Here is a 24,240-nt window from a genome sequence, read left to right on the forward strand (position 1 = left end):
GTTATTTTAGTGTTAGCGAAAACGGAAAAAAAATGCCGCTTTGAAATTGCTAAATTTTTGACAACTTCAAGCGGCAAAAAATCATTTATTTTCTTAGCGGCGCCGGGGAAAGCGGCTTTTCAATATCTGTTTTGAACGGGGCTGTTGAAGAATTTCGGCGAAAATAATGCCGTTCATGATAGTCTGACCGTCCATAGCCAAAGGCAACGGCTGGTCCGCGGGATTCCCGCTAGCCCCGTCAACCGGAATCGCCATGTGCGGCATAGCTTCCTTTTTTTCCTCTTTCACCGGCACAGTCATTACACAGGGAAACTCAAAGTCTATTTTTTCTTCCGGTTCCTCCGGTAAAGCGGGTTTCGGGATTTCAGGATATTTATAATCTCCCTTTTTTTGCCGCCGCAGCAGTTCCGGAATCAAATAGAAAAAAGCCAATAACAGCAGCAGGAATATTAAATCCATCAGGCATCACCTATTCTTTATTTCGTCATTTTTAGGTGTGGAGGATCCCGGACCGACTTTGGCAATGGTTTCCCGCATTTGGGTATCCGCCAATATATTATTCATCGTATAATAATCCATTACACCCATACGGCCCTCCTGCAGCGCCACTGCCATGGCATGAGGCACTTCTGCCTGCGCTTCCACCACCTTCGCCTGCATTTCCTGCGTATAAGCCTTCATTTCCTGTTCCTTGGCAACGGCCATGGCCCGTCTTTCCTCCGCCTTAGCCTGAGCGATCCGCTTTTCTGCTTCCGCCTGGTCCGTAAGCAGCGCCGCCCCAATATTGCGGCCCACATCGACATCAGCAATATCAATCGAAAGAATTTCGAAAGCAGTGCCGGCATCAAGGCCTTTGCTCAGTACAGTGCGGGAAATATGGTCAGGATTGGCTAAAACATCTTTATGCTCGGAAGAGGAACCAACCGTAGTTACAATTCCTTCCCCTACCCGGGCGATTACCGTAGCCTCACCGGCACCACCCACTAAACGGTCAATGTTGGCCCTCACCGTTACCCGTGCCTTTACCCGTAATTCAATACCGTTTTTAGCAACCGCCTGAACAACCGGCGTCTCGATCACTTTCGGATTGACACTCATTTGTACCGCTTCCAGGACATTGCGCCCTGCTAAGTCAATTGCGGCGGAACGTTCGAAAGGCAGCGGAATCTGCGCCCTGTGCGCCGCAATTAAGGCATCGACAACCCTGTCAACGTTTCCGCCGGCCAGATAATGGGCTTCCAGTTGATTTACATTGACTTGCAGCCCCGCCTTGTTGGCCTTAATCAGGGGTAAAACAATTTGGGCCGGCGGCACACGCCGCAGCCGCATTCCCACCAGCGTAAAAATTCCCACGTGAACGCCGGCGGCCATGGCCGATATCCACAGCCCCAGCGGCACAAAGTGTAAAAAGATACTAAGACCTACTATGAATAGGATTAACAAAAATAAACTACTGAATAAAGCTGTCATCTACATTCCTCCTATTGATTCGATTCTACCAAGCGAACGACAATTTTATTGCCTGTAACATTCACCACCTTTATCCGGGAGCCTGGTTCAATATATTTTCCTTCCGATACGGCATCAAAATAAAATCCTTCAATATCTACTGTTCCGGCCGGTCTTAAAAGAGTTACAGCGACTCCCGTTTTTCCGAGATAGGCTTCATAGTTTTGTCCGCTGACAAAACCGGCGCCGGTTGTTTCCGAATCTTTCAGTACCAGACTCTTCCACAACCGGCTGGAAGGCAGTTTTTTTAACAAAAGTAAAAAAGCGATCAGAGCGATTACAAAACCGGCAAGCAAAATTGCCAGGGCCGCTTGATTGCCGCCGAGAATAAGAAATATACTTACCAGTATGCAACCCGCCCCGGCTACCCCGAAAAAGCCAAATCCTGGAACAAAAAGTTCGACTGAAATAAGCAAAAATCCCCCTAAAAATAATAGGATTTCCAGCCAGCCCCCAACACCGGTCATCCATTGGCTGGCAAAAAGAATCAACATTGCAACTAAACCGGCCATTGCGGCAACACCGGTGCCTGCCGTTTTGACTTCGGCGAAAAAAGTAAAGAAGATAACCGCTAAAAGAATCGTCTTAATAACCGGATTGGAAAACCAGCCTGCCATTTTGTCGGCCAACTCTTCCCGGTATTCAACTTGTTCCGTCTTATCCAATCCATAATGGGAAAGCACCGTATTCCTGTCACTGGCTACCAGATCAGCGTAACTTAATTGAACGGCCTGATAATCCGTTAAGGCCAGAATTTCTCCCGGCTTGGCATAGCCGGGAAAACCAAGCGACTTATCGACCATTGCCTCGGCTACCAGGGGATTACGTCCCGTTTTGTTCGCCGTTGCCGCAAATTCTGCTTTTAATGCCGCAACTGTTTTTTCCGTTGCCGGGATCGGTTCCGCGGCGCCAATACTGCCGCCGGGAGCTATGGCAATATGTTTGTGCGCCAAGGCAATGAGGGCGCCGGCCGACCAGGCCCGGTTTTTTATATAGCATATGGTATCCAAGGAACTATCGCTGATCATATCACGAATTTTAACGGCAGAATCCACTAAACCGCCAAACGTGTCAATTTCCACCAGTACAGTGCCGGCACCTTTTTCTTTAGCCCCGCTTAAAGCCCTGTTAACCAAGGCAACCTGACCTTGGTCAATTTCACCGTTTATGTGAATGACAATGACCGGTCCCTTGGCCGCCGCATAGGACAAAGGCATTTGTCCTAATGAAAGGACCACTAGAGTAACTAACAGGGTAGCTACTTTTCGAATCATTATCACCATTCCCCCTCCCCCTCCGTATCTTCAACCATAAATTACTTTATTCGCTGTAAATCATAACCATTCCTGTTTCTATTGGGAGAATTCCTTTTCTCGCTGCAGTCCGGGTTAGCGCCTGGATAAATCCAGTGTGTTGACTTGTCGATATATGTATGTTATTGTCTGAATAGAGTTCTAGGAAAGCTATGTTTGTAATCATCAACCTACTATCTCGCTCATTGTCAATAAGCTGCTTTTGCTGCAAAGTTGAGGCAATCATTCTAGTTTTTATTATAGCAGGCGGAATTTATTCACAACCAATTGTTTTTTTTTGCTTATCTTTCTATCTTTATACGTAGTAAGTACTTTTCTTTTACTTTCCTAGAATACAAAAAAGCAGGCAGGGAATCTGCCTGCTTTTATATTTCGTTTACAATTCACCAAACTTATCTTTCTCAGGAGAAAGTAAAATCCGATACAACCGTATCGGATTTTGTCGTTCTATTTATTTAACATTTCGCGCACAATAGCATTTACTAATTTACCATCGGCGCGTCCCCTGACTTTTGGCATTAATACAGCCATTACTTTACCCATATCCTTTGGTCCGGCGGCGTTTGTCTGACTGACTGCTTCCGCCACTAAACTGCGAACCTCCGGTTCATCCATTTGTTGAGGAAGGTATTGCATCAGAATGACAATTTCCTGTTCCAGATTATCAACCAAGTCCGGCCGATTTCCTTTTTTGAACTCTTCCATTGCATCCCGGCGCATTTTAACTTCTTTGGCTAAAACTTCTACTACTTCCTCTTCCGTTAAATCTCTTTTCCGGTCAATTTCCAGATTTTTAATACTGGCCCGAACCATGCGGATGACAGAAAGACGAAACTTGCCCGCCTCTTTGTCCCTCATAGCCTGTTTCATATCCTCAGTCAATTTGTCTTTCAGCGACATGTATGAATACCTCCGAAACTAATTGAACTTCCGTTTACGGGCTGCTTCGGATTTTTTCTTACGTCTTACACTTGGTTTATCATAATGTTCACGTTTTCTGACTTCGGAAAGGACGCCGGCCTTTTGGCAAGAACGTTTGAACCTGCGAAGCGCACTATCCAATGTTTCATTTTTACCAACTTTGATTTCTGCCACCTGATCTCCCTCCCTCCACTTGGACCGTTACGGGGAAGTGTATTAATATACACCTATCTATTATACACGAGAAAAGTAAATATTGTCAATATTAGCCGGGTGGCCAGTTCATAGGCCGACCGCCTAATATATGCCAATGAAGATGCGGAACAGTTTGTCCTCCATGTTCTTTCGTGTTCACTACGACCCGGAATCCGTCTTTTTCCAATCCCATTAACGAAACAATCCGTGGGAGAGTAGCCATGACATGACCAAGGAGTGTATGATCAGCCGCTGTTGTTTCCAGAAGGTTGGCAATATGCTTTTTTGTTATTACGAGAATATGTACCGGGGCAACGGGACTAATGTCGGGAAATGCCATTATATAGTCGTCTTGATATATCACCTCTGCCGGGATTTCTCCCGCGGCAATTTTACAAAAAATACAATCGGCAGGCATAAAACACCTCCTCTCATGAGGTAGTAATGTACACTCTCCAAGAAAACTATTCTGTTTTTTCTTGGAATATCCTGCAGCTAACACTTGTTCTTCTAAGAAATATTTCCCCATAATCCATCCTGGTATGGTTTCTCCAATTGAACATTTCGGATCATTCCTGGCTGAACCGTATTGTGATTGGCTGCATAAACCCGCAAATAATTACGGGTTAAACCGTCAATCACCCCATTGACCTGGGTTTCAAATAAAACTTCCATAGTACGGCCGATAAAAGGCTGGGTAAACTCAGCCTTTTTTTTCCGGGCTAAATCCTGCATTTGCCGGCCCCGCTTCTTTTTTACTTCTTCCGGCACTTGCAGGGGATATTCAGCTGCCGGCGTGCCGGTCCGCCGTGAATAAGGGAAAATATGCATCCGGGAAAAATTCATATTGTCAATAAAAGCCAGGGCGTTGTTAAACATTTCGTCCGTTTCACCGGGGAAGCCCACAATAATATCGGTGGAAACAGCCAGATCCGGCACCCGCTCTTGTAGTCCCGCGACCAGCCGGCGGTACTCTTCGGTAGAGTAATGCCGGTTCATCGCTTTCAAAATCCGATTGTCTCCCGCTTGCAACGGTAAATGTAAATGCGGACACAGACGAGGATCCTGCTGCATAATATCGATAATTTCAGCAGGAACTTCCACCGATTCAAGCGAGCCGAGACGCAGTCTGGCCAAACCGTCAACACGCAAAACCGCCTTGACCGCTTCCGCCAAAGTAAGTTGGCCGTCAAGATCCCGTCCATAGGCACCTAGATGAATGCCGGTCAAAACAATCTCCTGAAAACCGGCTTCCGCCAACTTTTCCGCTTCCCGGATAATACTTGCCAAGGGCCGGGACCTAAGCGGTCCACGGGCGTAAGGAATAATACAATAGGTACAGAAATTGGTGCAGCCATCTTGGATTTTTAGAAACGCTCTTGTCTTTCCCGGAGTGTCGAACAGGGGAATGTCCTCGAATGTATCGGCCTGCATAATGTCTTGTACCGCATTAATGCGATGACTGGAACGGCGGGCCTCTTCGACCAGCTGAACGATCTTTTGACGTTCCCGGGTACCGATAATAACGTCTACATCGGGAATTGCCGCAATTTGTTCGGCAGAGATTTGAGCGTAACAGCCGGTAACGGCGATTACGGCGGCCGGATTGCTGCGTACGGCCCGGCGTATAGCCTGGCGGGACTTTCGTTCACCCAAATGAGTTACGGAACAGGTGTTGATTACATATACATCGGCGCACTCAGTAAAGTCTGCCGTCTGATAGCCGTACTGTTTAAATAACCCTTCCATAATTTCCGTTTCATATTGATTTACTTTACAACCTAATGTCAAAAACGCGACTTTCGGCATTCTTAGCCTCCCAAATCTCCATACTCATACATAATAACGGATAAAGCAGCCAAAGACGCCGTTTCCGTGCGTAAAATACGCGGTCCCATTGTTACGATCCGGGCACCGGCGTTAGCAGCATCGGACACTTCACGGGAGCTAAAGCCGCCTTCCGGGCCAACCAGTAAAAGGAAGGAACGGGTTCCGGCGGTCTGTAATGCCGATTTAATTCCTTGCGGCGTCCGCCCCTCATACAGCATATAAATTTCCGTTTTCCGTTCAAACTCGGTTAGAACAGCACTCATAGACCGGATTGGCCCAATCGCCGGAACGCCGGAACGACGGCTCTGCTGGGCGGCCTCGGTTGCAATTTTCTGCCAGCGGCAGCAACGGTCCGCCATTTTTTTTTCATCATACCGGACTACGCAATGTTCCGTCAGCATGGGAATTACGGCATGAACGCCAAGTTCCACTGCCTTTTGAATAATGTACTCCATTTTATCATGTTTAGTAAGGCCTTGCGCTAACACGACCTGTAGCGGCGGCTCCTGCATTTCCGCTACAATATTGCGTAATGAAAGAACGATGGAATCGCGGTCAATACGGCTGATAACGGCCTGTCCCGTTTGGCCGTCAATCCCGACTACCAGAATCGGATCCCCTTGGCGCATGCGCAGAACATTACTGATATAATGCACGTTTTCATCTTGTAAAACCATTTCACTTTTTAACGGCTGCTTAAGAAAAAAACGGCGCAAATCAGACGCCTCCCTGTCGTGCCACAATCGCCGCCCAGCCACCTTGTTCCATTACTTTTTCAATATCCAAGTGAAGCGTAAGCATAGCTGCTGTTACATCACTTACCCGCTCGGCAATAATGCCGCTGGCTATGAAAATGCCGCCGGGTTTTAAACGCAGCGGAACCTCGTTGAGCATTTTTATAATGATATCCGCAATAATATTGGCAACAATTAGATCCGCCTTACCGTCAACTTTGCTCAATAAGTCGCCTTGCGCTACCGTAACTACGTCTTGCGCCGCATTCTTCAGTATGTTTTCATTAGCCACGGTTACAGCCAGTGCATCGAAATCGACAGCATATACTTCGTTTGCTCCCAGTTTGGCTGCCGCAATCGCTAATATCCCCGAGCCGGTCCCTACATCAAAAACAACATCACCCGGCTTGACATATTCTTCCAAAGAACGAATACACAATTGGGTAGTATGATGTGTTCCTGTGCCAAATGCCATTCCCGGGTCTAACTCAATTACAATTTCTTTCTCTCCCGGTTGATAGTCTTCCCAGGATGGCTTGATTACGATCCGGTCTCCCACCAGGGCAGGATGAAAATAATCTTTCCACGCTGTAGCCCAATCCTCTTCCTTGACTTCACGCCAGTTAATATCGCCGCGGCCCTTGTCCAGGTTATGACTGGCCAATTCATCTACCCTCTGTTCAAACCGCTTTAGTTTGTCATCCAGTAAATCGTCAACCGGTAAATAGGCCTTGACTGTAACAACGTCCGTATCCGACTCATCCGGCAAATCACAATATTCCCAGGTGCCCGACCGCTTATAAGAGTTTATTAGTTCAGGGTCTTCAATCACTACCCCGCTTGCGCCTAAATCATGAAAAATATTGGCCACCGCTTCGGTGGCCTCATGGCTTGTTTGAATAGTAATTTCAGCCCACTTCACGCCCAAATCGCTCCTTCATTTTTATCTGCGGAGATCGGAATTTTCCATTCTAAACTCCAAATACATCCTTCACTTTTTTAAAGAAATTTTTTTGTTCCGGATTAATGTTTTCACCGCCCGACTGAGCAAATTCCGCCAGAAGTTCTCTTTGTCGCTGATTTAATTTTTGCGGCGTGACAACTTTGACCTTAACATGCTGGTCGCCGCGTCGCCCGGAACTCCGCAGAAAAGGAATTCCCTTCTCTTTTAAGCGAAAAACGGAACCCGACTGAGTTCCCTCAGGCACCCGGAATTTGACTTTGCCATCCAGAGTAGGCACCTCAATTTCATCGCCCAGAGCGGCTTGAACAAAACTAATGGGAACTTCGCAAATAACGTCATTGCCTTCCCGTGTAAACAGTTTATGGGCTTTTATAAAGATATAAACATATAAGTCACCCGGCGGACCGCCCCGCAACCCTGCTTCTCCCTCGTGAGCAACCCGCAGACGGGAACCATTATCGACACCGGCGGGAATTTTAACTTTGATTGTACGTTTTACCCTGATTTTACCACGTCCGTTACATTCTTTACAGGGTGTATGAATAATTTTGCCTTCACCATTGCAGCGGTCACAAGTTGTTACATTGACCATCCGGCCAAAAGGAGTATTTTGGGTAACCTGTATTTGTCCGCTGCCGTGGCATTTGGGACAGGTTTCCGGATGCGTTCCCGGCGCCGCCCCTGCCCCGTGACAATGACCACACTCTTCGGTCCGTGGTATTTGAATTTCCGTTTCCACGCCAAAAGCCGCCTGCTCAAACGCTATCTCCATATCGTAGCGCAAATCGGCGCCCTTTTCCGGACCGGAATTTCGCCGGCCAAATCCGGTTTGACCGCCGAAAAACATATCGAAAATATCAGAAAATCCGCCGCCGCCACCGAAACCGCTAAAACCGCCGAAGCCTCCCGCGCTTCCTCCCTGACCGCCTTCAAACGCAGCATGACCAAATTGATCATACTGCGTCCGGCGCTCAGAATTGGATAATACTTCGTAGGCTTCGTTAATTTCCTTGAATTTTTCCTCTGCCTCTTTGGGATTCTCACGGTTGACGTCAGGATGGTACTTGCGGGCTAATTTGCGATACGCCTTCTTTAGTTCGTCGTCAGAAGCCGTTTTCGGTACGCCCAGAACTTCATAATAGTCTTGTTTACTCACTTCACACCATCCTAAACCAATATTTTACAAATTATTTATTTTTTGTCATCGTCCACTACCTTATACTCCGCATCCACTACTTTTTCGTCTTGCGGCGCCTGCTGTTGCGCTTCGCCGGGATTAAAGCCGGCCCCGGCGGCATCCTGCCCGCCGGCTTGATTGTATACCGCCGCCGTTAATTCATACAATGGCTTGGTTAATTCTTCCGTAGCCGCTTTTATTTTTTCGGTATCCGTTCCCTTCAGAGCCTCTTTCAACTTGTCAATCCCTTGCTGCACCTTCTCTGTCAGGGCTTTATCCGCTTTTTCCCCCATCTCCTTAAGGGTCTTTTCCGCATTATAGACAAGAGAATCGGCATTATTTCTGACTTCTACCTCTTCTTTGCGCTTTTTGTCTTCTGTTGCATGGGCTTCCGCTTCTTTAACCAGACGGTCAATATCATCTTTGTTCATGCCACCGGAAGAGGTAATAGTAATTTTTTGCTCTTTACCCGTACCAAGATCCTTGGCCGAGACATGTACAATTCCGTTGGCATCAATATCAAAGGTTACCTCGATTCTGGGGACACCGCGGGGAGCCGGCGGAATACCTGATAATTCAAACCGGCCCAGTGTTTTGTTGTAAGTGGCCATTTCCCGTTCACCCTGAAGTACATGAATATCCACCGAAGGCTGATTGTCGGCGGCAGTAGAGAAAACCTGACTTTTGGCAGTCGGGATGGTCGTATTGCGCTCGATAATTTTGGTAAATACGCCGCCCAGCGTTTCAATGCCTAAGGATAACGGTGTTACATCCAACAACAGAACATCTTTTACTTCGCCAACTAATACACCGGCTTGAATGGCCGCCCCTACAGCCACACATTCATCCGGATTGACGCCTTTAAACGGTTCTTTACCCAAAAATTTCTTAATGGCCTCTTGTACGGCCGGAATGCGGGTAGAACCGCCGACCAGAATGACTTTATGGATATCATTGGGGCTTAATCCGGCATCAGACAAGGCCTGGCGGGCCGGTCCCATGGTCGCTTCCACAAGGTCGGCCGTCAATTCCTCGAATTTTGCCCGTGACAGATTCAAATCCAAATGCTTCGGACCACTGGCATCAGCGGTAATAAACGGCAAGTTAATATTGGTAGTAAGTACCCCGGACAGTTCGATTTTTGCTTTTTCCGCCGCTTCTTTCAGGCGCTGCATTGCCATACGGTCGGCCGACAAATCAATGCCGCTTTCCCGTTTAAACTCATTGATTAACCATTGGGCAACCCGCTCGTCAAAATCATCGCCGCCTAAACGGTTATTACCGTTTGTCGCTTTTACTTCAAAAACGCCGTCACCCAGTTCCAGAATGGAAACGTCAAACGTACCGCCACCCAGGTCAAATACAAGGATCGTATGGTCTTCTCCCTTATCCAGACCATACGCTAAAGAAGCCGCCGTAGGCTCGTTAATAATCCGGAGAACCTCCAGACCGGCGATCGTCCCGGCGTCTTTTGTTGCCTGACGCTGGCTGTCCGTAAAATAGGCCGGCACGGTAATGACTGCCTGGGTAACTTTCGTTCCCAAATAACTTTCTGCATCCTGTTTCAGCTTTTGCAGGATCATCGCCGATATTTCCTGGGGTGAATATTGTTTATCATCAATACGCACTTTATAATCGGAACCCATATGTCTTTTGATCGAGCTAATCGTCCGGTCCGGATTGGAAACAGCCTGACGCTTGGCTAACTGCCCGACCAGACGCTCACCCGTCTTTGAGAAACCGACTACCGAAGGAGTTAAACGGCTGCCCTCCGCATTGGCGATAACAACCGGTTCGCCCCCTTCCATTACCGCTACGACTGAATTCGTAGTACCAAGATCTATACCAATTACTTTTGCCATCGATCTCATTCCTCCTTGAATATTTATGAGCTATTATTAACTGTTGCAGACCACTTTCACCATGCTGGCCCTTATAACTTTTCCTTTAAAACAATACCCTTTTTGCAATTCTTCCACAATCAAACCGTCAGGCTGCGCAGCATTTTCTACGCGCATAACCGCCTCATGCATTTGCGGGTTAAATTGTTCTCCCGTGGCCTGAATGGTTTTGACGTCCATTTTTTCCAGCGCGGCAATCAGTTGTCGATAAATCATTTCCACACCGGTCCGCAGGGTACTTGTTTCCTGATTTTCACTGCCCAGGGCCCGCTCAAAATTGTCCAAAACCGGCAGCAATTCGCAAATTACTCCCTGCGCTATAATTCCTGACAATTCTTCTTTCTCCATCCTGGTTCGACGCCGGAAATTGTCGAAATCGGCTTGCAGCCGCAGGACCCGCTCATTACACTGCGCCAGCAACTGCTCTTTTTCCGCCAGCATGGCCGCCATTTTTTCAGAGTCCCCTTCGGAACAAACTTCCGTATTCTTCGGGGCAGAGCTGTTGTCCTCCGCCTCACAAGCGCTGTTATGTACCGCTTCTTTCGTTTTCTCTATCATTTTATTCATCACCCCTTGCTCTCATTAAATTTAAAAATCGGGCATACCCGCATCGTTACCGGCATTTTCCTTTGGCGCGGCACTTCCCTCTTCTTTTTTCTTAATAATTGTATCAATGCGCAGAATAGCCGTAGCCACCTCGCCGGCAGCCTTAATAGCATGAAGTTTTACCAGGGCCGGATCCACCACACCCCGGCTCAGCATATCCGTAACCTCACCGGAGTCACAATCGATTCCCAGCGAATCACTTCCCTGGGTTGTCTGCAGCGTGAGAACTTCCTCCACTTTCTCCAGCGGATTATAGCCGGCATTCTCCACAATCTGCGACAAGGGCTGTTTTAATGCATTGGCAACGCAGTCCACGCCGTATGCCGCCATTCCCTTGATTTCTTCCCTCGCATTGGCAACCTCACGGGCGATAGCAATCTCAATGGTACCACCGCCGGGTACATATCCCCCCTTGATGGCGGCCTGAACGCTGGATGCCGCATCTTTCGCGATCCGTTCCCGTTCACCGACTACTTCGGCCGTTGCCGCCCCGACGAGAATCGTTGCCATGGGCTTTCCTTTGCCGCCGAGTATTCTTACCTGTTCCAGCTTTTCGTCTTCATATACTTTTTCGGCTGAGCCAAGATACCGTTCAATGTCGGCAATATTTTTTTTCAAACCCGTACGCTTGATCATGCGGGCTCCGGTATGTTCGGCTACCCGGCGCAGCTCCTTCGACGCAACCCGTTGTACCACGAATACGCCGGCATCGGTAAGAATTTCCTCCGCCGTATCATGGACTCCCCGGTCAACTAACACAACCTTTACGCCCATAGCAACAATTTTATTGACATTTTCTTTGAATTCATCCTGCAATTCAATATATTTTTTGAAACCGGCTTCCGTGCTTAATGCCTCATCTTCCATTTCCTCCGGCTCCAACGCATCGTCAATCAGCAGTATTTTGGCTTGGGAAACGGTTTCCGGCATTTCTTTGTTCATTCGTTCCTTATCAACGATGACACCCAAAAAAACTTCGTTTTCGGCGCCTTCTTCGGCAGTAACCGTTTCCGACAATTTAAAATTATTTTCATTTAACTTCTCCAGCCCAATTAAACGGGCTGCCGCAATCACCAATTCCGCAATATCTTCATATTCACGGCCGGCAATCATCGCCACATTGCGTAGAATAGAATCATCTAAATCGGTCACATTACGGCTTCTGGCGCGAACCGCCGCCACAGCCCGGGCAATTCCGAAACGGACCCCTTCAATTACCCGCGCTACCGGTACGCCGCGCAAAACTTGATTTACTCCCTCGGCCACCAGACTGCCCGCCATAATCGTTGCCGTCGTTGTTCCGTCACCTACTTCCGCCTGCTGAGCTTTCGCAATATTAATGAGCATTTTGGCGGCGGGATGATTCACATCCATTTTATCTAATATCGTGACGCCATCATTCGTAATAATTACTTCCCCAAAACGGTCAACCAGCATCGTATCCAAGCCTTTGGGACCGATCGTTCCCTCGACTGCGGCCGTAATAGCGCGCACGGCATTGGCATTCGTCAAAAGCGCCGCCAGACGCTCATCTACCTCGGCGCCGCTGCCGGCTTGTTTTAAATTCATATTTGGCCCTCCTGTATCGATATGTAGCAGACGGCAAAAACCGTCTGCAAAATTCACAGCTTGAATTTTTGCAAAATTTCTTCTAACTGACTGTGCATAAATTCCAATACCGCCATAATTTTTCCATATTCCATCCGCGTCGGTCCCAAAATGGCAACCTTGCCGACAATTTTTCCGTCAACCCGGTACATAGCCTGAACCACGCTGCATTCCCGAATTCCACTGTACTTATTTTCCTGACCGATTGTTACGACCACACCTTCGGAATCCTGCATGTGGAGGATGTCACACATTAAACGTTCTTCTTCCAGTACGGTTAAAATTTCTTTAATCTTATCCACATCCTGAAATTCCGGCTGACTTAGAAGCTGGCTCGTACCGCCCATGTAAAGTTTTTCATTTTTTTCGCCCAGTGTTTGTTTTAGTATTTCCATTGTTGCATCAAACATCATCCGGTCCGGAATAATATCGCGGCGAATTTCCCGGAAAACGGAGGATTTTATTCTGTCGAAGGTTAAACCGGACAAATGATTGTTAATCCCATTGGCAATCTTTTGCAGATCTTTCAGGGAAGTTCCTGCGGGAATGTTAATGATCTTGTTTTCAACAAATCCTGTGTCCGTCACAACCACGATAATAGCGCGTGTTTCATCAAGAGGTAAGAATTGCATATATTTGAAAGTAGTACATTGTGAAACCTGAGGCGCCAGCACCAGGGAAATATTGCGCGTCATGCGGGATAACATTTTGGCCGTCTCCTGAAACACTTCCTCAATATTACGCACCTTGGACTGATACCAGTTCTTTATCAGCGTCATATCGTTATCGGAGATTTGATAGGGCGCCATCAAGGCATCCACGTAAAAACGATACCCTCTGGCTGAAGGGATTCTACCGGCAGACGTATGAGGCTGTTCGAGATATCCCAATAGTTCCAGGTCTGCCATTTCATTGCGGATCGTGGCGGCCCCTACCCCTAAATCATATTTACGGGCAATTGTTCTGGAACCAACGGGCTCGGCGGTGGAAATATAATCATCAATGATAGCCTGAAGAATTCTCTTTTTCCTCTCATCCAATTCTGCCACCTCCCATTGTTAGCACTCTATTTGATAGAGTGCTAACATCTAATAAAAAAATACCACTCATTTACTTGCCTGTCAAGAGATGAACGACATTTCCCCGCTTTAGGAGACTACGCAGCCACATTAACGTAGCTGCGCTATGGCAAAAAAGAACGGAATACGGCGTTGCCATATTTTCGTCCCAGTAAAGTTAGCCGGATTCCGGCGCTTGTAACCGCAATCAGCCCCTTACGCGATAAATCCTCTACCACAGGACCGAAGCAATCTATAAACGCAATGTGAAATTGAGCAGCAAATTCATCAAAATAAAGTCCTCTTTGCGTGCGTAGCGCCAAAAAGGAAAATTCCGCCCACGCTGTTTTCTCAATTGCCGTTTCGGCAAACAGAACCGGCAATTGGTTGCGGGCTAGTTGGCGCATATAGACATCAAGTCCGGCAACATTCGCGCTTCTAACCCCCTTAAGAAAGGAATGCGCCGCTACCCCCAGCCCTAAATACGGTTTGTATTGCCAATATTTCAAGTTATGGCGGCATTCATAACCAGGCAGCGCAAAATTGGAAATTTCATACCAGTCATACCCTAACTGCGGCAAAAGGCCCGTAACTTTTTCATACATGGCGTCATCCGTATCTTCGTCGGGCAATGTCAGACGGCCGGCCTGAAGCGCGTCAGACATTGCCGTTTTCTCTTCCACTTTCAGTCCGTAGACTGAAACATGGGGAACGCCCATATTGGCTGCCCGCCGCATACTGCTTTCCAGGTCGGCAACGGTTTGCTCCGGCAGACCATACATTAAATCAATACTGATATTAGTAAAACCGGCTTTACGGGCTTCAAGAACAGCCTGCTCACCTTCCCGGGCGGAATGAATCCGTCCGACTAATTGTAACAACCGGTCATTAAACGTTTGCACGCCGAAACTGATGCGGTTAATGCCAAGCCGGCGAAGCAGGGCCAGCTTTTCTTTATTAACCGTTCCGGGATTGGCTTCGATACTGATCTCAGCCGCTTCATCCAGCCGAAAATTCTTTCTCACACAAGCTACGGTTTGCTCCAGTAACCGGCCGGGAAGAATCGTCGGCGTCCCGCCGCCAATGTATAAAGAATCCACCGCCGCATTTGCCAAAGGACCGCCTTGCATAGCGCATTCCCGGCACAAGGCGGCTACATAATCGGCATATACGGATTCGTCACATACGTAGGATGTAAAATCACAATACAGGCATTTTTGCGCACAAAAAGGAATATGGATATAGAGTCCGATTTTCATAGTCAGAACCCTAATCCATTTTTAAAATAGCCATGAACGCTTCCTGCGGAACTTCCACACTGCCTACCTGTTTCATGCGGCGTTTGCCTTCCTTCTGTTTCTCCAGCAATTTACGCTTGCGCGTGATGTCGCCGCCATAACATTTAGCCAGTACGTCCTTGCGCATTGCCCGTACGGTCTCCCGGGCGATTACCTTATTGCCGATAGCCGCCTGAATGGGTATTTCAAACATTTGCCGTGGTATAATTTCTTTCAGTTTTTCCGCCAAGAGCCGGCCGCGGTAGGATGCTTTCTCTCTATGAACGATAACCGACAGCGCATCCACCGGATCGCCGTTTAACAGAATATCCAGTTTTACCAGTTCGGACGCCTGATAACCGATTAATGCATAATCCAGGGACGCATATCCCCGGGTAGATGATTTTAACCGGTCAAAATAATCATAAATAATTTCACTTAGCGGCAAGTGATAAGTCATCATGACCCGGGTGACGTCAAGATACTTCATATCTTTAAACTCACCCCGCTTTTCCTGGGACAGTTCCATAACGGCACCTACATAATCATTGGGCACAATAACAGTCGCCTTGACGTAAGGCTCTTCAATATGGTCAATTTCCTGCGATGCCGGCAATTTGGACGGATTATCAATGGACAAAACTTCACTGTCTGTTTTGAAGACTTTATAAATTACATTGGGTGCTGTTGTAATTAAGGTAAGATTATATTCCCGTTCCAACCGTTCCTGGATTACATCCATGTGTAAAAGGCCCAAAAATCCGCAGCGGAAGCCAAATCCTAAGGCAATAGATGTCTCCGGTTCATAAGTCAGCGACGCATCATTTAACTGCAGCTTATCCAGCGCATCCCGCAAGGCATCATAATCGGCACTGTCAACGGGATACAGACCACAATACACCATGGAGGTAATCTTGCGGTAACCGGGCAACGGTTCTGTGGCGGGCCGGTCCGCTTCGGTAATGGTATCCCCCACCCGGGTATCCTTAACATTTTTTATGCTCGCCGCAACAAAACCCACCTGACCGGGTTCCAGTTCCTTCACATTTGCCAGATAAGGCCGGAAAACACCCACCTCTGTTACCTCAAAATTCTTATCCGTAGCCATCATTTTGATGCTCATCCCGGGTGTGATTTTTCCGTCCATTACTCTGACGTAGGCAATGACTCCCTTATAGGGATCAAAATGAGAATCAAAAATCAAAGCCCGCAACGGTTTTGCCGCATCGGAGGACGGTGGCGGTATTTTGCTAACAATGGCTTCCAGGACGTCTTCAATACCAAAGCCGGTCTTGGCACTCACCAAAATGGCATCGGCGGCATCCAGTCCGATTACTTCTTCAATCTCTTGTTTTACCTTTTCCGGATCGGCACTTGGCAAATCAATCTTATTAATAATCGGCACAATTTCCAGATTATGTTCCAAGGCCAGATAGACATTGGCCAGCGTTTGCGCCTCAATCCCCTGGGCTGCATCAACAACCAGCAGGGCTCCTTCACAAGCCGCAAGACTGCGGGAAACTTCATAGGTGAAATCAACGTGCCCGGGAGTGTCAATTAAATTGAGCATATAGGTATTGCCGTCTTTTGCCTTATATTCGAGGCGCACGGCCTGAGCCTTGATAGTAATTCCCCGTTCCCGTTCCAGGTCCATTTGATCCAGGACTTGCTCTTCCATCTCACGGGCAGAGAGGGCACCGGTATATTCGAGTAATCGGTCGGCAAGCGTTGATTTACCATGGTCGATGTGCGCAATGATCGAAAAGTTGCGAATCTGGGATATATTCATAACGGGCTCCCCTCTGAAAATCAGTCTAAATCATATTACCAATTATATCATTTGCCGCCCCGTCACCGCAAGCATTAAGGAATCTGCGTGTTTCGCGGCTTACTCCGGTTATGACGGGGTGATAACCAAATGGACCAGCATATGATAAAACAATATACCCGTAGTGTAGAGCGACTGGAAACAGGCCATAAAATATTTGCCCGTCTTAAGGGCTTCCGTCTCGAACTGCTGAAACCATACGTTACCTGCCGCCGTTATAAATTTTAAATCAAAATATAGCACAAGGGGGATGGTTATTTTATCATTCCCGGCTTCCAGACACATGGCCTGACGGCTGCCGGTTATCCTGCCAAATCCATAGAGAGCTCTTAATTTCTTATGAAAACCAAGAAAATAAACCGTATAGGTTCCTTGCTCATTCCGCGCTAGATTAAAAGACTGTACTACCTGCTCTCTTTGCGTTAAGCCGTTCAATTGTTTTTCCGCAACAACTACGCCCAATAAGATAATGGTGATTAAGACGATAACTCCCCGCCAAATAAATTGACTCTCTGAATAATCCGAGTGAAGAAACATAGAACCGCTCCTCTTATATACTTTGAATAAAAAATGGTTCACCAACGCGTTAATTATAAAAAGAAAAGAGACCTTACGAGACAAGCCTCTTTCCCGGATTCACTTATTTTCAGTAATAATCTCTTTTAATACCACTGCCAGCATTTTCATGCTTTGACAAGCTTCTTCCGTAGACGTCTCCTGGCTGCCCACTTCCAGTAACAGGGCCCGTGGATGCAGATGCTGATTATAGCGCCAATCCACCATTTGAATTCCCCGTGATAAACCGGGGAATTTTTCATTCAGTTTTGCATCAATCAATTTAGCAAAAGCATAGTTTTGTTTCCAATGCGGCTGGACCAGTTCCTGATGACCCGTCGCAACGACGATTGTAATCCGGGCAACGGTTATTCCGTTGACAACGGCAATTACATTTTTTCGTTGGTCCGCATCGCGGTGAATATCAAAAATCATCTGCAGCGACGGATAGTCCGCCAGCATTTTTTTAGCCGTAATTTCCGATTTATCATACGCTTTCATAAAACTGGGATAATCGTTTATGGCAGTGCTTTGCACTGCCTTTATGCCGTTTTCTTCCAGTGCTTTAACCAGTTCCGCTCCTACATTCACAATGTCGCCCCGTTGTCCACCCGGCGCATGATCCACACCGGAACTGGGAATATACGACTCGGAAGTATGGGTATGATAGATTCCCACTAACGGTTTTCCGTCAGCAAGAAACTTTTGGGTTTGCGGTTCGAATTGAGGAAAATTAGGAATGTTATTCACATTTACCGTGGGCTTGCCGGATTTAAAGGCAGCAGTCAGTGGTAATTCACTATATAAAAACGAATGAATGTCCTGGATGTCGATCCCGGTAAAAAAAAGTACCGCTCCCCGCAATAAATACTGAGTGGTACTAGTGCCGGACACTTTGACGGATGTTTCCTTTTCTTTAACTGCCGTTAAACCCGGTATCCCGTAAAACAATATATCCCGCCAGTGCGGCCACAGTTGGCTCCAATACGCTCCCGGCGCTTCTTGGTTTGTTTTCTCAAATGTGACTGCATATACCGACCGCTGAACATGAGCCCCTATCATAATCAATAATACACAAACCAGGGAAAAAACCAGCATCGATGTTTTTCGTCTAGCATAATAAGATCGTCTTTTTCTTCTCACGTTGCTGCCTCCCGCGTTCTGTTTACATACGATGTATATGCTTGGCAACAAAGTGATATGACTATGTCTAGTGCAGGTATTGATGAATATTCATATAATCAATGTGAGGATGTAAAGCTTGATTAATTCCTCCCGCTACCACTCCGGCAATATCTTCGATTAAACGGTCAACTTCTTTCGGCGTTACCATTAAGTCTCCCAGTGCTTCCGGCAAGACCTGGCGGACAATGGTGCCTTTTTCCTCATCCGATAAATTTTCCATGCTCTTGAGATAGCGGGCAAAGGCAGCCCGTTCCTGTAATATGGTAAGTGTATCCATAGCAATGGTCGATGCATGGACTACCGTGGGAACTCCAATGGCAATAACCGGAACGCCTAATGATTCCCGCGTTAATCCAAACCGTTTGTTTCCCACGCCGGAACCCGGATGAATTCCCGTATTGGCTAATTGCACTGTGGTAATTACACGGTGACTGGATGCCGCCGCCAGGGCATCAATCGCAATTACGACGGTAGGTTTTATTACCCCGACAATACCATGGATGATTTCCGCTGTCTCCATACCGGTAATTCCCAATACCCCCGGTGCAATGGCACATACAGAACGCACACCGCCTTTTAGTTCCGGCGAAAGCATTTCTTGCAGATGGCGGGTTACGACAATTTTATCGACTGTTCTCGGACCTAATGCATCGGGTGTTACATTCCAATTTCCCAAGCCAACAACTAAAATAGTGGCATTCGGGGCAATTTGCACCATCGAAGAAAGTTCCTGCGCCACATGGTTCATAACTTTTTTTTGCAAGGGCGTATTTTTATAGCGCAAACCCTGTGCTTCAATTGTGATATATTTCCCCTGAACTTTTCCCAGCATCTTTTCTGCTTCCGGGGTAGTAACATCAACGCGGTTAATGACAATATCCTCATCTTCCGCTGTTTCCATAATTACGCCGGGAATATCCTCGCGCACATGTCGCGTCAGCATTTCTTTTGCTTCAACAGCCAGGTCGGTACGAAGATTGCCGGTAAACTGCTCCATTGATTTCACTCCTCAAATTTGTTGACTATCTTTGCTATATTTTGCCCGTAGGGGAAAAGCAATATACGGTAACATATTTGCTGCTTGCTTTTTCCCTGCTTACATGCTAGAATATTTTAGGTAATATGGTCAAAGGAGGTGAATCACTTGCCAAATATTAAATCTTCAGTGCGCAGTGTAAAAACTGATGCTGAGCGGCGTGCGCGCAATTTTCCCGTTAGATCGGCAATCAAAACCGCTACGCGGAAAGTTGTTGAGTCCGTTGAAACTGGAAATGCAGATGAAGCCAAAAACCTTCTGACCAAAACTATCAGCGTTATTGACAAAGCCGTCGCTAAGGGCGTTATTCATAAAAATGCCGCGGCTCGTAAAAAATCCCGTCTGGCCCGCAAAATTAACAGTTTAGCAAAATAAAAAAAACCTGTCCCGTTTGTGGACAGGTTTTTTTTTTAATTGCATAAATCAAACACGATCTTTTCCAGCATGACCGGATTGGCCTTTCCTGCCTTTATATCCCAGTCCGCGGCTGCCAGACGGCATAAGGCTTGTTTAAGATTTTTCTCCTGAAATCCATTCCCTTGCCTGACCAGCTTTTCACCAACAAAAGGCGGTACGGCCAAATGCTCCGCAATTTGAGCCGGAGAGTATCCAGCCGCTTTTAATTGTTTGGCCTGCCATAATAGCCGAATCTGGCGTGAAAACAGGGCGATTATTCTTAACGGATGCTCACCCATCCGGATTTGTCCGGCCAATAACTCAATTGCCTTGGCGACTTGTTTAGAGCTGATTGTTTCAATTAAAGCAAAAATAGAAACCTCGGGAATCGCCGAAAGCACTCTTGTCAAATCACTCCGGTTAATCAGCCGCCGTTCTCCCGTAAATAAATCCAGTTTAATGATTTCCTGCTCTAAAAAACCAAGAGAGATTTGCGGCATAACACTTATAATTTCCAAAAAGTATTCCATTGCCTCGGGCGTCATCTTTTTTTGTAATTCCTGCAGTTTTTGGCCGATCCAAATTCTGGCGTCTTTAATTTTAAGCGGGTCGGCGCTAACAACCGCCCCATGTTGATTGACTACTTTATAAAGTTTACGCCGCTTGTCGATTTTAGAGGAAGTGGAAAATACAAGATAACTATAAGCCGGAATTCGCGGCAAAATTTCCATTAAATCGCCGCCAGACTCGTGGTTTCGTTTGTTTTCTTCCTCTTCCTCCGGCATTGTCTTACTGGATGCTTTCAATAATGCCGTGTTACGCACGACAATAACCCTTTTCTCCCCCCAAAATGGCACTGTTTCAATTAATGCAATCAGTTCCTGCGAAGAAGGGTCCCGGTCAAAAACAGTTAAATTTAATTCCCGTTCATCCGGTAAAAGAAGCGTTTCGATGATCGTTTGCTCCAACTGCCGGATAAGATAGGCTTCTTCCCCGTGAATAAAATAAACCGGCTGTATATTTCCTTTTTTTATTTCCAGCAAAGCTTCCGTAACGTTCATGGACCCTCCATTTAATTTGTAAAAGTTTTCACCGCCAGCGTTTCGCCGTCGGTGGAAAATACAACGGCTCCCTGTCTGTCGGTACGGTAAATTTTAATAGTATGCTTTAACAGCTTTTGTATCGTCTCGGCGTGGGGATGGCCAAAGTGATTGTTATAACCCACTGATATGACGGCATACTGAGGCTTGAGAGCCTGCAAAAATTCCTCGGAAGTAGACGTTTTCGCACCGTGATGCCCGACTTTCAACACCGTTGTTGGCGGGACCCCGTTTGTAAGCATGGCTGCTTCTCCCTGCTTCTCCAGGTCACCGGTCAGCAAAAAACTGTACTTGCCATAACTCACCCGTACTACACTGGATACCTCATTTCTCTGGACCTGGCCGGTACTGCTTGCCGCATGTAAAACTTGAATCAGTACGCCGTCGAGAAGAATTCGCTCGCCCCGGTAAGCAGGAATTACGGCACTACTGCCCTTCAGCCGCATTATTGCCTGCACGGCGGGAGAATAGTCCTCCCGTGCCAAAACAATATTTTTTACCGGCAGCGATTTAACAATAAACGCGGCTCCCCCGGCATGATCCTGATGTCCGTGCGTCAACACCAGATAATCGAGTGAGTTTATACCATAGTGTTTAAGATAGGGCAGGGTCACTCTTTCGCCAACATCAAAATCATTGTCTGAGCCTGCACTGCCGCCGGTATCTACCAGCACCGCCCTGCCGTGAGGCGTTGTAATCAAGGTGGCGTCGCCTTGTCCTACGTCAATAAAGTGCACCACCACCGGCTGGGGATAAAAACTGTAAAAAAGAAAAGATATGGCCAAAAAAAGTACCACACCGCTAACCCGCGCCGGCCAGCGCGTCCAAACCCGGGCCGGCGACAGAAAATACTTTGGCAGATAGCCAAATAACCAGGCCAGAAGAAAATAGTAGACGAGGACAGCCAGGATGCCGGGCGCCGGAATATAGATCTTGCTTGCCGGCAGCATTGCCAGGAAGGAATTGATTTGAACAACCAGACCAATCAACAAACTGCAGCATATCAAGGCCAGATGGCCGGCCATACTGAACAAAAGACCTGCCAGAATACCCAGCAATCCTAATAATACCATTAATTCAATCGGTGGTACAACAAGGATATTGGCAATAAAGGAACTGAGAGAAAAGCTGTTAAAATACCAGGCCAGAAAAGGCAGTACCGCCGCCTGCGCCGCTAAGGTAGCTGACAAGATGTCCGTTATGCCGCCAGGCAGTTTAGGTAATTTCCCAGCTATTGGAGGATATAAAAAAATCAAACCGGCTGTTGAGCCAAATGACAGCTGAAAACTAATATCATCAATAAGTCCCGGTTGCCGGGCAACCATAGCCAATGCACTGAAAGCCAAGGCGGTTGCCGCATCTTTTTCCCGTCCCAGCACCGTTGCCAGCAATAATACCAGCCCCATAAAAGCCGACCGCACTACCGGCGGTGTCATACCGGAAAAAATGGCATAAAACAGGATCGCTGCGGAAGCAACTGCAGCTATCAGGCGGTTATGCCATTTAAATCGTTTTCCCAGACCGTATATAAACCCGGCAACTAATGCAATGTGTGAACCGGAAACCGATAAAATGTGAATAATGCCGGTAGTCGCAAAATCCCGCACTACCTGACGGTCAATCCCTTCGTATCCTCCAAAGAGAATCCCGTTAAGCATTGCGGCATCCTTCGGCGGCATTGCCTGCAGCATTTCTTTTTTTATTCTTTCATGCCAGACTGCAAGATGGTCGCGCCATGACGATTGTCCGGTTACAGTAATTATTTTAACCAGTTTTGCCGATGTCGCCATCCTGGCCGTAATTCCCTGCCGCTGATATAATTTTACCATATCAATCATGCCGGGATTATTATAGCCGTGCGGCAGAACCACCATTCCGGTTACAAGGACTTTTTGACCGTAGGCGACCATAGAATCGTTATTTTTTTGTGCTACATACACTAAAATTCCGCCGCTTACCATGGGATTACCATGGTAACTACCGACTGTTTCCGCTGTTAATTTAAACTTCAGCCTCCGGGTCCCGTCAGGCAAATTCGTAATTTGGGGCACATCGGCTACGGTGCCGGCAATTGTGACCCCCTGCCCCGCGAAATGGCTAATGTCGGATTCCGGTATGATGCCGGCGGTCAAATAACGAGTCATACCGGCCAAAAAAAATAAAACAGCCAACAAGTAAAGGACCCGGTGCCACGGACAGCGGAAAAAATATGCTATGCCAAAAACAAGATACAATCCGTCAATCATATATATAACAGAAAGCGGACCATAATAAAAATGTCCCAGCCCGGCACCGGCAATAAAAGCGGCCGTTACAACAAGCAAAGGATTCGACATATTATAATGTTATTTTATCTTTCAGCCGGTTATATTTTGCGTCGCCAATGCCGGGGACTTTTTTTAAATCCGTTAATTCACCAAATGCTCCGTTCGCTTGACGGTACTTAACAATCCGCTCCGCCAGGGACGGGCCGATTCCCGGCAAATTATCCAATGCCGCCTTTTCCGCTGTATTAATATTAATCCTTGCATCGTTCCGACTCTGATTTCCGGCATTTGTATTTATTGTTTGGGCGACCAGCGCACCCGGAACGTGAATCTGCATTCCGTCCTTAACCGGCTGAGCCATGTTTACTTTGCCGCTGTCCGCTCCGGGAGCCATTCCGCCGGCCATATTAATGGCATCCAACGTTCTGGCGCCACTTGTTATCTTAAAAACACCCGGTTTATTTACTGCCCCGCTTACATAAACCACAACCTCCCCGGTATTGGTCTGAACCGGTGGCTTGTGGTTTGCCGGTCCCGTAACTGCATAATTTTCCGTTGAATTTTTTTGCCAAAAGCCGAACAAGCTTCCACCAAGCAGCAACAACCCGGTCAATATCAGGATTCCATACGCTTTTCGCCGGTTTTGGTCCATACGATCACCCCAACCCCAATATTTCTTTTTGCAATACTTCGGCAACATCATCCATTTTCCTCCAGAAAAATACCGGTTTGTCTAAAACAAACCGGTATTTTTTGTAGGAATATATAGTTTGTCGAAAT

23 protein-coding genes are annotated in these 24,240 nt (G+C 47.1%); 1 reads left to right on the plus strand and 22 read right to left on the minus strand.

What is annotated here, in order from left to right:
• Positions 1 to 93: 93 nt before the first annotated feature.
• From LUCIF_RS06405 to gpr, 19 genes are all read right to left on the minus strand, one after another.
• A complete protein-coding gene (locus tag LUCIF_RS06405) occupies positions 94 to 459 on the minus strand; it encodes a hypothetical protein (protein WP_122627048.1) in 366 nt (121 codons plus the stop codon).
• Between the two features lie 6 nt (positions 460 to 465).
• On the minus strand, positions 466 to 1,470 hold the full coding sequence (gene floA / locus LUCIF_RS06410; RefSeq protein ID WP_122627049.1) for a flotillin-like protein FloA: 1,005 nt from the start codon (positions 1,468 to 1,470) through the stop codon (positions 466 to 468).
• 11 nt (positions 1,471 to 1,481) lie between these two features.
• Positions 1,482 to 2,783 (minus strand): NfeD family protein, encoded by a 1,302-nt coding sequence (locus tag LUCIF_RS06415; protein WP_122627187.1) that lies wholly within the window; start codon positions 2,781 to 2,783, stop codon positions 1,482 to 1,484.
• A 486-nt stretch (positions 2,784 to 3,269) separates the two neighbouring features.
• Complete coding sequence (locus LUCIF_RS06420) at positions 3,270 to 3,722, minus strand: GatB/YqeY domain-containing protein (RefSeq protein ID WP_122627050.1); 453 nt, start codon at positions 3,720 to 3,722, stop codon at positions 3,270 to 3,272.
• A gap of 18 nt (positions 3,723 to 3,740) precedes the next feature.
• Positions 3,741 to 3,917, minus strand: coding sequence for a 30S ribosomal protein S21 (gene rpsU, locus LUCIF_RS06425; RefSeq protein WP_122627051.1), 177 nt, complete (start codon positions 3,915 to 3,917; stop codon positions 3,741 to 3,743).
• 91 nt (positions 3,918 to 4,008) lie between these two features.
• Complete coding sequence (locus LUCIF_RS06430) at positions 4,009 to 4,356, minus strand: histidine triad nucleotide-binding protein (protein ID WP_122627052.1); 348 nt, start codon at positions 4,354 to 4,356, stop codon at positions 4,009 to 4,011.
• Between the two features lie 92 nt (positions 4,357 to 4,448).
• Positions 4,449 to 5,747 carry a tRNA (N(6)-L-threonylcarbamoyladenosine(37)-C(2))-methylthiotransferase MtaB gene (gene mtaB / locus LUCIF_RS06435; protein WP_122627053.1) on the minus strand — a complete coding sequence of 433 codons (1,299 nt, stop codon included), beginning with the start codon at positions 5,745 to 5,747 and terminating at the stop codon, positions 4,449 to 4,451.
• A 2-nt stretch (positions 5,748 to 5,749) separates the two neighbouring features.
• Positions 5,750 to 6,484, minus strand: a complete 735-nt coding sequence (locus tag LUCIF_RS06440) for a 16S rRNA (uracil(1498)-N(3))-methyltransferase (RefSeq protein WP_122627054.1) — start codon at positions 6,482 to 6,484, stop codon at positions 5,750 to 5,752.
• Between the two features lies 1 nt (position 6,485).
• On the minus strand, positions 6,486 to 7,424 hold the full coding sequence (prmA, locus tag LUCIF_RS06445; RefSeq protein ID WP_122627055.1) for a 50S ribosomal protein L11 methyltransferase: 939 nt from the start codon (positions 7,422 to 7,424) through the stop codon (positions 6,486 to 6,488).
• Between the two features lie 49 nt (positions 7,425 to 7,473).
• Positions 7,474 to 8,622 (minus strand): molecular chaperone DnaJ, encoded by a 1,149-nt coding sequence (dnaJ, locus tag LUCIF_RS06450; RefSeq protein ID WP_122627056.1) that lies wholly within the window; start codon positions 8,620 to 8,622, stop codon positions 7,474 to 7,476.
• 35 nt (positions 8,623 to 8,657) lie between these two features.
• Entirely contained in the window at positions 8,658 to 10,505 is a 1,848-nt protein-coding gene (gene dnaK, locus LUCIF_RS06455) for a molecular chaperone DnaK (RefSeq protein ID WP_122627057.1), read from the minus strand.
• Between the two features lie 36 nt (positions 10,506 to 10,541).
• Entirely contained in the window at positions 10,542 to 11,102 is a 561-nt protein-coding gene (gene grpE, locus LUCIF_RS06460; RefSeq protein ID WP_122627188.1) for a nucleotide exchange factor GrpE, read from the minus strand.
• A gap of 30 nt (positions 11,103 to 11,132) precedes the next feature.
• A complete protein-coding gene (locus LUCIF_RS06465) occupies positions 11,133 to 12,719 on the minus strand; it encodes a TCP-1/cpn60 chaperonin family protein (protein ID WP_122627058.1) in 1,587 nt (528 codons plus the stop codon).
• Positions 12,720 to 12,772: 53 nt separating this feature from the next.
• On the minus strand, positions 12,773 to 13,798 hold the full coding sequence (hrcA, locus tag LUCIF_RS06470; protein WP_122627059.1) for a heat-inducible transcriptional repressor HrcA: 1,026 nt from the start codon (positions 13,796 to 13,798) through the stop codon (positions 12,773 to 12,775).
• A 143-nt stretch (positions 13,799 to 13,941) separates the two neighbouring features.
• A complete protein-coding gene (hemW, locus tag LUCIF_RS06475; protein ID WP_122627060.1) occupies positions 13,942 to 15,075 on the minus strand; it encodes a radical SAM family heme chaperone HemW in 1,134 nt (377 codons plus the stop codon).
• A gap of 10 nt (positions 15,076 to 15,085) precedes the next feature.
• Positions 15,086 to 16,882 (minus strand): translation elongation factor 4, encoded by a 1,797-nt coding sequence (gene lepA / locus LUCIF_RS06480; protein ID WP_122627061.1) that lies wholly within the window; start codon positions 16,880 to 16,882, stop codon positions 15,086 to 15,088.
• 108 nt (positions 16,883 to 16,990) lie between these two features.
• Complete coding sequence (locus tag LUCIF_RS06485; RefSeq protein ID WP_122627062.1) at positions 16,991 to 17,458, minus strand: hypothetical protein; 468 nt, start codon at positions 17,456 to 17,458, stop codon at positions 16,991 to 16,993.
• 99 nt (positions 17,459 to 17,557) lie between these two features.
• Positions 17,558 to 18,619, minus strand: a complete 1,062-nt coding sequence (gene spoIIP / locus LUCIF_RS06490) for a stage II sporulation protein P (RefSeq protein WP_207857102.1) — start codon at positions 18,617 to 18,619, stop codon at positions 17,558 to 17,560.
• A 67-nt stretch (positions 18,620 to 18,686) separates the two neighbouring features.
• Complete coding sequence (gpr, locus tag LUCIF_RS06495) at positions 18,687 to 19,658, minus strand: GPR endopeptidase (RefSeq protein ID WP_122627063.1); 972 nt, start codon at positions 19,656 to 19,658, stop codon at positions 18,687 to 18,689.
• A 147-nt stretch (positions 19,659 to 19,805) separates the two neighbouring features.
• Here gpr and rpsT point away from each other — a divergent pair, with 147 nt between their 5' ends.
• Positions 19,806 to 20,072, plus strand: coding sequence for a 30S ribosomal protein S20 (gene rpsT / locus LUCIF_RS06500; RefSeq protein WP_122627064.1), 267 nt, complete (start codon positions 19,806 to 19,808; stop codon positions 20,070 to 20,072).
• Between the two features lie 35 nt (positions 20,073 to 20,107).
• Here the strand turns inward: rpsT and holA are convergent, their stop codons facing one another.
• Genes holA through LUCIF_RS06515 form a run of 3 tightly spaced genes read right to left on the minus strand, consistent with a single transcriptional unit; the run spans position 20,108 to position 24,163 of the window.
• Entirely contained in the window at positions 20,108 to 21,154 is a 1,047-nt protein-coding gene (gene holA, locus LUCIF_RS06505) for a DNA polymerase III subunit delta (RefSeq protein ID WP_122627065.1), read from the minus strand.
• Positions 21,155 to 21,165: 11 nt separating this feature from the next.
• Positions 21,166 to 23,529 carry a DNA internalization-related competence protein ComEC/Rec2 gene (locus LUCIF_RS06510; protein ID WP_122627066.1) on the minus strand — a complete coding sequence of 788 codons (2,364 nt, stop codon included), beginning with the start codon at positions 23,527 to 23,529 and terminating at the stop codon, positions 21,166 to 21,168.
• Position 23,530: 1 nt separating this feature from the next.
• On the minus strand, positions 23,531 to 24,163 hold the full coding sequence (locus LUCIF_RS06515; RefSeq protein WP_207857104.1) for a ComEA family DNA-binding protein: 633 nt from the start codon (positions 24,161 to 24,163) through the stop codon (positions 23,531 to 23,533).
• Between the last annotated feature and the right edge of the window lie 77 nt (positions 24,164 to 24,240).

This window comes from Allolucifera butyrica (genome assembly GCF_900476375.1).
GTDB classification, from domain to species: Bacteria; Bacillota; Negativicutes; order Sporomusales; family UPPP01; genus Lucifera; species Lucifera butyrica.